We start from the raw sequence: 11,728 nt of genomic DNA on the forward strand, positions 1-11,728 counted from the left end.
GCACATCGACTGACATGCGTCAGGACTCCGTCAGTTCCGAGCCCACGATGCTCACGAAGCTCACGCAGCTACCCGGCGCACCGCCGAGGTTGTGGGTGAGGGCGAGCGTGCGCCCGTTGTCGATCTGTCGCTCGCCGGCCTCTCCGCGCAGCTGCAGCCAGCACTCGAACAGCATGCGCAACCCCGAGGCGCCGATGGGATGCCCGAAGCTCTTGAGGCCCCCGTCGGGATTGACCGGCAGCTCGCCGTCGAGGTCGAACGTGCCCGCCAGCACCTCCTTCCACGCCATGCCGCGCTCGGTGAAGCCGAGGTCCTCCATGAGCACCAACTCGGTCGGGGTGAAGCAGTCGTGCACCTCTGCCATCGCCAGTTCGGCGCGCGGGTTGTCGACGCCCGCTTGGCGATAGGCGGCTACTGCGGAGCGCACGACCTCGTGGAAGGTCGTGTAGTCGTAGGTCGGGTCGATGGGACCGGCAGAAGGCCCGGCCACCAGTGAGAGAGCCTTCACGAACAGCGGCTTGTCCGTGTACTTGTAGGCGTCTTCGGCCCGCACGATGATGGCGGCAGCCGAGCCGTCGGCCACGCCCGAACAGTCGAAGATCCCCAGCGGGCCGGCGACCAACGGCGAGGAGCAGATGACGTCCTTCGCCACTTCCTTGCGGTACTGCGCCAAGGGGTTGCGGGCCCCGTTGCGATGGTTCTTCCAGGCGATGCGGGTCAGCACGTCCTTGAGCTCGGCATCGTCGACGCCGTACTTCTTGGCGTAGGCAGGCGCCAACAGCGAGAACATGGCGGGGGCGGTCAGCGGCACCGTGGTGCCGTCGCTCGGCGGGAACTGGGTCGTCAGGCCGGAGAACCCGCCGTCCTTCAACTTCTCCACGCCGATCGCCATGGCGGCGTCGACTGCCCCGGCGGCAACGGCGTAGCACGCGTTCCGGAAGGCGTCCGAGCCCGTGGCGCACATGTTCTCCAAGCGCGACACCGGCTTGTAGTCGATCTTCAACGGCCGCGACAGCGTGAGGCCCGAGATGCCGGAGCCCATGGTGCCGAGCCAAAAGGCGTCGACCGCGTCGATCTCCATCCCGGCGGCGGCCAACGCCGCCTGCGACGAGTCCACCAAGAGGTCATCGGTGCTCTTGTCCCAATGCTCGCGGAACGGGGTGCAGCCCATTCCGACGATGGCCACTTGGTCACGAATGCCCTTCGATCCCATCAGTCCTGCCCTCCGCTCGTCGCCCGTGCCGGGCGGGCTTTCCAGAAGTAGTTGTGGACGCCGCCTGCCGTGTAGAAGCGGCGGAACGTCATCTCGACGCGGTCGCCGATTGCGACCTGCTCACGGTCGACGTCGGCCATCTCGCACTGGAACCTGCCGCCGCCGTCGAAGTCCACCACCGCCACCACGACAGGCGGGCTCAACGAGAACGCCAGCCGGTCGACGGTGAACGTGGCGATGGTGGCGGGAACGTCGGCCAGCCGCTCCGGGGTCATCTGGTCGACCGCGCCGCACGTCAGGCAGACCCGGTCGGGCGGAAGGTGGCGGGTCCCGCACTCGAGGCACCGGCTCGCCACGAAGCCGAACTTCCACGCCTCCGTGCGATAGGACGGGGGGCCCGCCGGTCGCTCGGGATCAGGACGACGGGGGGGCTCCCGGCGCAGCATGCCGCGCCACGTCAAGAACGCGGCGTAGTCGACCGGCATCGAGGCCGCGGCCTGCTCGCGCACCGTCGGACGGCCTTCACGGAAGGCGACGAGCTTCTCGGTCGCACGAAAGACGACGACTTCGACACCGTCGGCCAGCGTGACGAGCATGATCACCTCGCCGTCTTCAGCCCGGTCGAGTGCGTCAGCGAGAAGTACGCCCGGCTGCGCACAGCCGGTGTTCCCCAACACCGCACCGAGCTCGTCGGAGGCCCGCTCCTTCGGCACCCCGACCACCCGCGCCACGCCCCGGGCCGCCCGCTCATGAAGGCCCGCCACGACCAAGCGGTCGATGTCGCCGACCGCGAGGCCCGCTTCCTTGAGGGCGTCGGTGACGGCAGCCTCGACCAGTGGCAGGTACGCGGTCTCACCGAACCGCTCCTCCCATACGCTCGACCAACTCTCGCCCGGCGTCCGCCAGCGATCGAGGAACTCGGCGGTCGCCGACGACGTGGCCACGACGTCGGCGATCACGCCTTCGTCACCGAACAACAGAGCGGCAGCGGCGTCGCCGCCTCCCGCCTCGTCGTTACCGCCCGGAAGTCCGGTGCGGATGTCGGACAGGACGGCCAGAGTTGTGCGCCCCGCGTGGCACCCGTCGAGCGCGAACCGCAGTGCTCCCATGGCCGAGCGCACCGAGCCGACCATGTCGAAGGCTGCGCTCGCTCGGTCGAGGCCGAGAGCAGCGTGGATGGCGGTGGCGTTGGTCTTGTCGGCGTATGCAGGCGCCGTCGTGGCGAAGACGACGGCGTCGGGAGCAGGCAGGCCCGCTACGGCGCGGCGTGCCGCCTCCACTCCGAGCGAAGTGGTGTCCTGGTCGTACGACGCCACTGCCCTGGTTCCTTTGGCGGCGGTGCCGCCCAGGGTTGCGGCAACAGCGGCCCGGTCCAGACGGTAAACGGGAACGTACGTGGCGTACGCGGTGATTCCGGCCATGTCAGTCCTCTTTCGGAACGTGGTCAGGAGAGCTGCTTCTGGAGCAACGCGGTCTCCTCGAAGCAGTTTGTGAGGACGGCGTAACCGTCCTCGGAACGGATGTCGGCGATGTGGGCAGCTACGTCCTCGGCGGTGGGCTGCAAGCCCTTTCCTGCGAACCACCCCGGCGCGAGGCCGACGAACACCCGGGCGAAACGACCTCCAGCCGCCGAATAGACCTCGCCGGTGACGTCGCAGGCCTTCGACGCCAGGTACACGACCATCGGGGCCACGAGGTCGGGTGCCAGCAGCTCGGCGGCGTCGCCCAAGAGCTCCTCGGTGAGGCGCGAGGCGGCCACCGGGGCGATGGTGTTGGAGAGCACGCCACACGTGGCGCCCTCCAGGGCCAAGACGTTGGAGAGGCCGACCAGGCCCATCTTGGCCGCCGCGTAGTTCGCCTGCCCGAAGTTGCCGAAGAGCCCCGCCGCGGAACTGGTGAACACCAGCCGTCCGTAGCCCTTCTCCTTCATCACCCGGAACGCCGGCTGCGAGACGTAGAACGCGCCGAGCAGGTGGACTTCGACGATGCCGTGCAGCTCTTCGAGTGACAGCTTCGGGAACGAGCGGTCGCGAAGGAAGCCGGCGTTGTTGACCACGATGTCGACGGTCCCGAACGCGTCGATGGCGCGCTGCACGACCTCGGCACCGCCCTCGGGGGTCGACACCGAGTCGTAGCTGGCGACCGCCTCGCCGCCTGCCTCGGTGATCTCGGCCACGACGCGGTCGGCTGCGCGCGACGCGCCGGTCCCGTCCGGGGTGCCACCAAGGTCGTTCACCACGACCTTGGCGCCGCGCCGAGCCAACTCGAGGGCGTACGTGCGGCCCAGGCCGCCGCCTGCGCCGGTGACGACGGCTACCTGGTTGTCGAAGGTGATGGGTTCCATGTCGTGCTCCTCGAGGGGGTCAGTTGACGGGGGCGGGCACCACGGCGGCGCCCGCGGCCACAAGTGCGGCGACGATCTCGACGGGAACGCCCCAGTCGTGCAGCGGTTCCACGCCCTCCCCTCCCGAAGGACGAGGAGGCAAGGGCGCATCGGGCGGAGTACGGCCGAAGCGGGGCGCAGGGGCAGGCTGCACGATCCCGCCGACGTCGACGAAGGCGTCCCGGGCCACGTTGTGTGGGTGGCCGGGAGCTTCCGTCAGGCTCATGACGGGCACGGCGCAGGCATCGCTCGACTCCAGCAGCGTCGCCCATTCCTGTCGCGTTCGGGTACGGAAGATCGACTCGAAGCGAGCCGTGGTCGCCGGCCATGTCGACCGGTCGTGCTGGCGGTCGGGATCGACGTCAGCGGCGCCGATCCGCGTGAGGAGCTCCCGGTAGAACTCGGGCTCGACGGCGCCCACCGCCATGTAGCCGCCGTCGGCGGTTTCGTACGTCGTGTAGAAGGGCGCGACGCCCGACAGGAGGTTCGTGCCGCGCTGATCGGACCATGCCCCCGCATGAACGAGCCCGTGGAGCATCGTGGTGAGCAGCGCGGCTCCGTCGACCATCGCCGCATCGACGACTTGCCCCGAACCCGATCCGACGCGCTCGTAGAGCGCGGCGAGGATGCCGAAGGCGAGGAGCAGCCCGCCGCCGCCGAAGTCGCCGAGGAGGTTCGCCGGGGGAAGCGGCTTGTCGTCGGGCCTTCCGATCAAGTGGAGCGCACCGGCGACGGCGATGTAGTCGATGTCGTGCCCCGCGGTGAGCGCCAGTGGGCCCTGCCCACCCCAGCCGGTCATGCGCCCGTAGACCAGCCGCGGGTTACGGGCGAGGCAGACGTCAGGGCCCAGCCCGAGGCGTTCCATCACGCCGGGACGAAACCCTTCGACGAGCACGTCGGCTTCCTCGACGACGGCGAGGACGGCGTCCACGGCAGCCGGGTGCTTCAGGTCGAGGGCCACCGACCGTCGCCCACGGCCGAGCACGTCACTCGGCCCGAACGGAGCGACAACGTACGCCCCGTTCTCGCCGGACTTTGCCCGATCGACTCGCAACACCTCGGCGCCGAGGTCGGCCAGGACCATGCAGGCGAAGGGCGCAGGCGCCAGGCCCGCCATCTCGACGACACGAAGCCCGGCGAGGGGCCCACGCTTCGTCATCGCGACAGGTCGAAGGAGGCTGTGCCGCTGATGGCAAGCCCGCCCGTCTGGCGCACGCAGCGAAGTTCGACCTCGACGGTGTCGCCCTCGACAGACGCCACCGTGCCGGAGCACTCGAGGACGTCACCCGGCCAGACCTGCTCGAGAAAGCGCACGCGAAAACGACGGATTGCCTCGGCACCGAGCCAGTCCGTCGCGAAGGTGGCGAGGAACCCGGCCTGGAGCATGCCGATCGAGAAGACGGTCGGAAATCCCGCGGATGTCGCGAAGCCCTCGTCGTGGTGGATGGGGTTGAAGTCGCCCGACGCGCCTGCGTAGCGCACGAAGTCGGTACGGGTGAGCGGGCCGAAGCTGCGTCCCGGCGCGCTGTCGCCCACCGCGATGGAAGTGGTGCTCGTCGTTGCCATCGTCATCCCTCCGCAGGGGGACGGCCCGTTTCGACCAGCGTGGAGCGCTGCTCCGCCACCAGTGATCCCGTGGTGTCCCTGAACTCGTGCACGATCGTGGCGAAGCGCATCACGCCGCCTCGCTTCCCCTCCTTCTCCCACTGCTCGCCGAGGCGGGCGCTCACGGTGAGCGTGGTACCTGCTCGGGGCGGGGGCCCGTGGAAGACGTACTCCTCCTCGCCGTGGAGCAGCCGGGCCAGCTCGTAGCCCAGGTCCTTGGCGCCGATCTCCTCCGCCGGCTCCCACGTCATCGCCGCAGTGGTGAGGAACGTCGGCGGCACGACGGCGTCGGGCGCGTCGTATGCCGGGTTGTCGGATTGGGTGGCGCGGGCGAACTCCCGGACCTTGCCGCGCTCGATCGGTATCTCGTACATGTATCGCTCCGTGAATGCCAGGCGTCGTCGCCACCTTGCGCGCCGGCCGGGCTGTGCCACAGCCGAGTACGCCCTATCAATAAGACGGCCCCACCGCGGCTGCCCGTATTGCGTCGAGCACGTCGCGACGGACGTCGCCCGCGGGTTCGTACGGCATGGCGGGGGTGACGCGATCGGCGAGGTCGCCGTAGCGCCGTTGCACCTCGACGCCGATCGCCGCCGGCTCGCCGACGACTGCGAACGCGTTGAGCATCTCGTCGTCGAAGACGTCCGCCATGCGCTTCCACTCGCCTTGCTTCGACAACGCGTGCAGGACGGGATGGGCGTCACCCCAGCCGTGCTTCTCCAACACGCCGACATAGGCGGGCGTGGACGCATAGAAGGCCAGCTGCTGCTTCACGGGCTGCGCGTTCTCCGCCAATTCCGCGTCGTCGCGGCCCGTCACCACGAACACCGGGTAACTCACCTCCAGCGTCGAACGAGCGCGCCCTGCGCTGTCGAGTCCGCGTTGGACGGCAGGCAACGTCTCCTCACGCATGTACTGCTCGGTGGTGAACGGGTGGACGAAGAAGCCGTCTGCGACCTCCCCCGCCACCTCGGTCATTCGAGCACCCACTCCGGCGAGGAAGACCTTCGGCATCCCGAAGGGGTTCGGTCCCGGGTTGAACACCGGCGTCATGAGGGTGTGCGCGTAGAAGTCGCCTCGGAAGTCGAGTGGGGTGCCCTCGTTCCAGGCGGCCCACACCGCCCGCATGGCCAGGACGAACTCTCGCATCCGGGCCGCGGGCTTCGACCACGGCATGGAGAAGCGCTTCGTCACATGTGCAGCGATCTGGCTGCCGAGGCCCAGGACGAAACGGCCCTCCGAACAGAGTTGGAGGTCGTTGGCGAGAACTGCCACGGCCATCGGTGTGCGGGCGAAGGCGACGGCAATGGAGGTTCCCACCTGCACGCGTTGCGTCGACAACGCGGCGGGCACCAGCGGCAAGAAGGGGTCGTGGCTCGTCTCCGCCACGAACACGCCGTCGAGGCCTACCTCCTCCGCGTCACGGGCTGCGGCGCCCACCTCCGACGGCGTGCCGCCGACGATGACATCGACCTTCATGCTCAGGGCGCCGTAGCAGCCACAGCGTCGTCGTCGACCACTGTCGTCTCCCGGTTGATCTCCGGATCGGTGAAGACGTCGAGGTCGTCGCGACTCTGGGTCGAGAACTCCGAGACGATCGCCCCTTCCGGGCCGGCTTGAAACCAGTGCAGCGTGTTCGGCGGGACTGTGTGCTGGTCGCCAGGCTGCAGGACGACCTCGTGCCACACGGTGTAGGCACCTTTGTCAGCACGTGGCGGACGGCATACAGGGTCGGGCGTGGGGGCTCCCTCGGTGTAGAGGTAGACGGTGCCCTTGCGGCACCGGAAGGTTTCCTCCTTGCCCGGCGTGCCGCCGAAGGGCGGGTGCCGGTGCTCCGGGCAGGTCTGGCCCGGGAACAACACGATCTCCTTGGCACACACCCGGTCCGTGTTGACGTACACGACGATCTCGAGGCCCGTCTCGTCGAGCTCGGAGAGCCCGCAGTCGACGACTTCGATGGCGTCCTTCTCGGCGGCGGTGAGCACGAAGCCCGCCTCCTCCAGCATCTGCGCGGCCCGGGATTGAGCGGCGCGCGCTTCCTTCTTGGCAACTACCACGACGTGCGATTCCTCCTGTGCGATGTCCGTCAGGTCACCCGGTGGTGACCGAAAGCTCCTCGAAGGGCGGCAGGCGGTCGAGGCCGCCGACGCGGGCCGCGGCTGCATCGGCAGCCACATCGAGCGCGTCGCTCGGGCTCATGCCGGCAGTGATGCCGTAGAGCAAACCCGCGGCGGCCGCATCGCCTGCCCCGTTCGTACTGACCACCTCGACGGCACGAGCCGGCGCGTGGAGCGCGCGATCGCACCACTGCTCGGCCGCCCTCGCCAACAGCGGACCCGCCCGCTCCATCCGTTCCCGTCCCGCCGTGCGCAGGTACAGGCCGGCCGCGCCCGCCTTGACCATCACGACGGCGGCCCCGGCCGCCACCAAGTCGTCGGCCCACTGTGCAGCGGATCGGGCAGCACCCAGCGCGGAGGCGAGGTCGTCGACGCTGGGCGCGAACACGTCGACAAGCGGCAGCGCGGCGCGCAGCAACGCTTCCCAGTCGTGGCGGGCAGCCTGCGAGCTCGGGTCGACAGTCGCCAGGTCCACCGACGTGGTGATGCCACGAGCGCGGGCTCGATCGAGCAATGCCGCCAACTGGCGACCGCCCTGCTCGTAAAGGCACGGCAGGAGCGTCGGGTAGCCGAGGTGGAGCACGTCGATGCCGGTCAGGTCGAGGTGGCGACCGTCGAAGTGGGCGTTCGCTCCCACGTGGTGCCAGAACGTCCTGTCGGCACCGGGAGGCTGCACGACGATCGAGTACGACGTGTTGCATCCCGGCAACGGGCGAATCCCGGTGGCATCGACGCCCTGCGTCCGCAGGAGGGAGCGCAAGAGCCGGCCGAGCTCGTCGTCGCCGACGTCTGCCGCCAGGCGAACGTCACCGCCGAGCGCAGCGAGGTCGAGCCCAGTGTTCGCCACGCACCCGCCCGGCCGCAGCGTCAACGGGCCCACGTCGAAAAGACGCCCGGGCAGAAGCTCGGCAGGACGTTCGTGGCGCGGCATCAGGTCGATGCACACGTGTCCAGCCACCAGCGTCCGCACGAGGGCCATTGTAATTGACAACGTTGTCGGAAGCGAGAGGAATCAGGCGAACTGCGCGAGCGGCTGGGGAAGTTCGCCTGCCCACACCACGTCGAGGCGGCGCGTTGCCCTCGTCAGCGCGACGTACAGGGCGTGGAATCCTTGCTCGTGCTCCGCGACCAGCGCAGCCGGCTCGACCACCACGACGCTGTCGAACTCCAGGCCTTTCGCCTCGCGCACCGACAGCACGGCAATGTCCACGTCCGCCAGGTCGATCACCGGGTCGGCCCCGAAGCTCGCCCGGTGGGCGGCAGGCACGATCACGGCGACAGTCCCGCCCGCGGCATTGGCCTCGGCTGCCAGCGCGAAGGCCGTCGAGACAAGCTGACCGGCAGCGACGTGCGACCACGTCGGCTGCTCTCCTGACGTTCGCACCGATCGAGGAGGACGAAGCTGCGGGGCCGCTACAGCAAGGACAGCGGCGGCAACCTCCATGATCTCGGCGGGGGTCCGGTAATTGATGTCGAGCTCCACCATCTTCGGCGGCTCGTGTGCCTCCAGCGTCGCCAGCGCCTCCTCCCACGACGACGGCGCGTTCGAGCCGCTCGCCTGCGCGAGGTCGCCGACCACGGTGAACGAAGATCCGGCGGCGCGGCGGGCGAGCAGGCGCCACGCCATAGGCGACACGTCCTGGGCCTCGTCCACGATGACGTGGCCGAACCGACGGATGCTCTCGCTCTCGGGCTGCTCGACCACCTGCTCGGCTCCGAGCCGTTGGCGCAGTTCCCAGAGACGCACGGCCTCCGCCGGGCTCATCACCTGGTCGGCGCGCCATTCTCGTCCGCAGGTGGCGTACTCGCACCGCAGCCGAGAGGCATCCGAGCCGCGCACCACCGAGAGCTGGCTGCCGCAGCGTGGGCAATCGGGCAGGTGGTCCGACAATGCTTGGTCGATGCGCCACTGCTCTTCCACGGCGTCCACCGGCGCCGCCCGCGGAGGCGGCGACTCGGGGCCGAGCAGCGCGAAGGCCTCGTCGAGCAGGGGAACGTCTGCTTCGCTCCACTCCGGCTCAAGGCGCGCCAGCCCCTCCAACTCCGCCTCGACGAAGAGGCCACGCCCAGCGGCACGGAGCAGTGCGGGAACCCGGTACAGGTCGCCGACGAGCTCCTCGGGCGTGAGCCGCGGCCAAAGCGTGTCGAGCACCTGCCGCACTTCGGGGCGTCGCCGTACAGCGGCAACGAAGGTCGAGCGGCTGTCGGGGTCACCTGGGCCGCGGCGTCCGAGGCGCACGGCTCGGTCGAACGCAGCGACATACAAGTCGTAGAGGTGGCGCAGCAGCACGCGCTCGACGAACGGACGGCGGGCGTTGTGCGTGCCCGGCCGCTTCCGAGCAGCAGCGACGATGCGCTTGGACGCCTCTACGGTCACGACCATCGAATAGACGCCGAAGCCGACTCTGGCATCCTGGCGCAGGCGCCGTTGGCGCTGGGACACCGCCCGCCGGACGACCTCCGCCATGCGGGCGTCCCCCTTCACCCGCGCCGCCGACGGGGTGTCGTGCCCGACAACCTCGATGCCCAGAACGAGGTCGGCGATCGTCGCCATGGTGACGGTGTCTTCGCCCAAGGAGGGGAGCACCCCTTCGACGTAACGCAAGAACAGCGGGTTGGGCCCGACCACGAGCACGCCGGTCCGTTCGAGGCGCTCCCGATGCGTGTAGAGCAGGTAGGCGGCGCGGTGAAGTGCCACTGCGGTCTTGCCGGTACCGGGCGCCCCTTGCACCACCAGGATGCCCGGCAGGCCTGCACGGACGGCGGCGTCCTGCTCCGCCTGGATGGTGGCCACGATGTCGCCCATCCGGCCGGTGCGCGTACGACCGAGGGCGGCGAGCAGCGCTCCTTCGCCGACGACCTCGACATCGGTGCTCGCGTCGCCGAGCAGCTCGTCGTCGATGGCGACGAGGCGTCGCCCCCGGCAGTGGAAGTGCCTGCGACGTACGAGCCCCATGGGTGCCACTCCCGTGGCCCGGTAGAAGGCCTCGGCCACCGGTGCCCGCCAGTCGACGACCAGGGGTTCGCGGTGCTCGTCGTCGATTGCGACGCGGCCGATGTAGTGACGATCGCCGCCTTCGGTGTCGATGCGCCCGAAGCAGAGTGGCAGGTCGCCGAACCAGAGCGAGGCCATGCGAGCCGCGCTGCGGTACGCCGCCACGTCCCGTTCGTAGAGTGCTTGCGCGGTGCCACCAGTGCCCGACTCCGCTGCCTTCTCGCGTGCCGCGGCGCGCAGGACATCGAGCCGCTCGTACGCCCGCGCCAGATAGGCGCGCTCGCCGTCGAGCTCACTCGTCATCGTGTGGCGGCGATCTGTCGATGTCGGTTTCGCTGACCCTGCTCATGGACCCGTGCTCACGATCATGGCGCTTGCGTGGCGCAACGCCTCGCACGTGGCCGCGGTCACCCGTTCCTCCGGCTCAACCACCTCTGGCGTCCAGGCCTGCCGCCCGGTAGATGTCGTCGAGCACTCGCATCGTCGCCACCGAATCGGCGCCGCCCGTGGGCATCGGAGCGCCGCTCCGCAACCCCTCGGCGACCGTGGCCAGTTGGTGCCAGTAGGTGGAGCGTCCCTCCACCGTCTCCCGCACCTCTCCGGCTTCGTCCCACACGGTGAGGGCGTGCCCGAGGTGCGGCACGAGCGGGTTGTCGACCCGGATGCGCCCTCCGGTGCCCTCGACGACGAGCAGGGCGCCAAAGGCAGCATCGGGAGCCATCGACGTCTGAACGCGACCCACGATGCCGCCGGGGAATGCCAGTTCAGCCGTCATGGCCACGTCGATGCCGGGACGGCCCACCTCCGCCGAGGCGGCGGCAACTCGTGGCTCGGCGCCTACGACGGTCCGCGCCCAGTGCACCGCGTAGCAGCCGAGGTTGAGCATGGCGCCACCACCGAGCGCGAGGTCGTGCTGCATGCCGACCCCGTCGGGCTTCGGCACCGTGAACACGCCTTCGACCGAGACGACATCGCTGATTCGCCCGCTTCCGAGCAACTCCAGAAGGCGGGCGGCGAGCGGGTGGTAGCGCCAGTGGTAGGCCTCGACAACCGTCCGGCCCGCCGCATCTGCGGCGGCCACCAGCCGTTCCGCCTCGTCCGCGTTGGCCGTGAGTGGTTTCTCACAGAGCACGTGCTTGCCCGCTTCGACGGCCGCCAGCGCCCACTCGAGATGCAGGCTGGTAGGAAGGGGGACGTACACGACGTCGATCTCGGCGTCGGCGAGCAGCGCGTCGTAATCGGCGTAGACGCGCGCAACGCCGTGTTCCGACGCGAACGCCTCGGCCCGTTTGCGGTCGCGCGCCGCTACGCCGGCCACCTCGACGGAGGCCAGCTCCCGGGCGGGCGCCAGTACGGCATCGACGGCGACGCGGGCGGCTCCGAGGAGGCCGATGCGAAGGGGTGAGTCGCTCATG

General features: G+C 69.7%; 11 protein-coding genes. All 11 read right to left on the reverse strand.

Annotated elements, in window-relative coordinates; genetic code table 11:
- Positions 1 to 19 precede the first annotated feature (19 nt).
- Positions 20 to 1,213 (reverse strand): acetyl-CoA acetyltransferase, encoded by a 1,194-nt coding sequence (locus tag VM938_05425; GenBank protein ID HVF74469.1) that lies wholly within the window; start codon positions 1,211 to 1,213, stop codon positions 20 to 22.
- A complete protein-coding gene (locus tag VM938_05430) occupies positions 1,213 to 2,529 on the reverse strand; it encodes an OB-fold domain-containing protein (protein HVF74470.1) in 1,317 nt (438 codons plus the stop codon). Before VM938_05430 ends, VM938_05425 begins: the two co-directional genes overlap by 1 nt.
- A 128-nt stretch (positions 2,530 to 2,657) precedes the next feature.
- Positions 2,658 to 3,557, reverse strand: a complete 900-nt coding sequence (locus VM938_05435) for an SDR family NAD(P)-dependent oxidoreductase (GenBank protein ID HVF74471.1) — start codon at positions 3,555 to 3,557, stop codon at positions 2,658 to 2,660.
- A 19-nt stretch (positions 3,558 to 3,576) separates the two neighbouring features.
- On the reverse strand, positions 3,577 to 4,755 hold the full coding sequence (locus VM938_05440; GenBank protein HVF74472.1) for a CaiB/BaiF CoA-transferase family protein: 1,179 nt from the start codon (positions 4,753 to 4,755) through the stop codon (positions 3,577 to 3,579).
- Positions 4,752 to 5,132 carry a MaoC/PaaZ C-terminal domain-containing protein gene (locus VM938_05445; protein ID HVF74473.1) on the reverse strand — a complete coding sequence of 127 codons (381 nt, stop codon included), beginning with the start codon at positions 5,130 to 5,132 and terminating at the stop codon, positions 4,752 to 4,754. Before VM938_05445 ends, VM938_05440 begins: the two co-directional genes overlap by 4 nt.
- A gap of 32 nt (positions 5,133 to 5,164) precedes the next feature.
- Entirely contained in the window at positions 5,165 to 5,575 is a 411-nt protein-coding gene (locus VM938_05450) for a MaoC family dehydratase N-terminal domain-containing protein (GenBank protein HVF74474.1), read from the reverse strand.
- Between the two features lie 76 nt (positions 5,576 to 5,651).
- Positions 5,652 to 6,680 carry a TIGR03617 family F420-dependent LLM class oxidoreductase gene (locus VM938_05455; GenBank protein HVF74475.1) on the reverse strand — a complete coding sequence of 343 codons (1,029 nt, stop codon included), beginning with the start codon at positions 6,678 to 6,680 and terminating at the stop codon, positions 5,652 to 5,654.
- A gap of 2 nt (positions 6,681 to 6,682) precedes the next feature.
- Positions 6,683 to 7,258, reverse strand: coding sequence for a hypothetical protein (locus VM938_05460; GenBank protein HVF74476.1), 576 nt, complete (start codon positions 7,256 to 7,258; stop codon positions 6,683 to 6,685).
- Between the two features lie 34 nt (positions 7,259 to 7,292).
- Positions 7,293 to 8,297: a PfkB family carbohydrate kinase gene (locus VM938_05465; GenBank protein ID HVF74477.1), complete on the reverse strand. Its 1,005-nt coding sequence runs from the start codon at positions 8,295 to 8,297 to the stop codon at positions 7,293 to 7,295.
- A 33-nt stretch (positions 8,298 to 8,330) separates the two neighbouring features.
- Complete coding sequence (locus VM938_05470) at positions 8,331 to 10,616, reverse strand: ATP-binding domain-containing protein (GenBank protein ID HVF74478.1); 2,286 nt, start codon at positions 10,614 to 10,616, stop codon at positions 8,331 to 8,333.
- Between the two features lie 121 nt (positions 10,617 to 10,737).
- Positions 10,738 to 11,727 carry a Gfo/Idh/MocA family oxidoreductase gene (locus VM938_05475; GenBank protein HVF74479.1) on the reverse strand — a complete coding sequence of 330 codons (990 nt, stop codon included), beginning with the start codon at positions 11,725 to 11,727 and terminating at the stop codon, positions 10,738 to 10,740.
- Position 11,728: the final 1 nt, after the last annotated feature.

This window comes from Acidimicrobiales bacterium, from assembly GCA_035536915.1.
In the GTDB taxonomy this organism is placed as follows: Bacteria; Actinomycetota; Acidimicrobiia; order Acidimicrobiales; family JAHWLA01; genus JAHWLA01.

What these genes read in the sequence shown, in the direction of transcription:
- VM938_05435 (HVF74471.1), bottom strand. Translation starts at nt 3,557, where the DNA reads ATGGAACCCATCACCTTCGACAACCAGGTAGCCGTCGTCACCGGCGCA.
- VM938_05475 (HVF74479.1), bottom strand. Translation starts at nt 11,727, where the DNA reads ATGAGCGACTCACCCCTTCGCATCGGCCTCCTCGGAGCCGCCCGCGTC.
- VM938_05425 (HVF74469.1), bottom strand. Translation starts at nt 1,213, where the DNA reads ATGGGATCGAAGGGCATTCGTGACCAAGTGGCCATCGTCGGAATGGGC.
- VM938_05470 (HVF74478.1), bottom strand. Translation starts at nt 10,616, where the DNA reads ATGACGAGTGAGCTCGACGGCGAGCGCGCCTATCTGGCGCGGGCGTAC.
- VM938_05440 (HVF74472.1), bottom strand. Translation starts at nt 4,755, where the DNA reads ATGACGAAGCGTGGGCCCCTCGCCGGGCTTCGTGTCGTCGAGATGGCG.
- VM938_05450 (HVF74474.1), bottom strand. Translation starts at nt 5,575, where the DNA reads ATGTACGAGATACCGATCGAGCGCGGCAAGGTCCGGGAGTTCGCCCGC.
- VM938_05455 (HVF74475.1), bottom strand. Translation starts at nt 6,680, where the DNA reads ATGAAGGTCGATGTCATCGTCGGCGGCACGCCGTCGGAGGTGGGCGCC.
- VM938_05465 (HVF74477.1), bottom strand. Translation starts at nt 8,297, where the DNA reads ATGGCCCTCGTGCGGACGCTGGTGGCTGGACACGTGTGCATCGACCTG.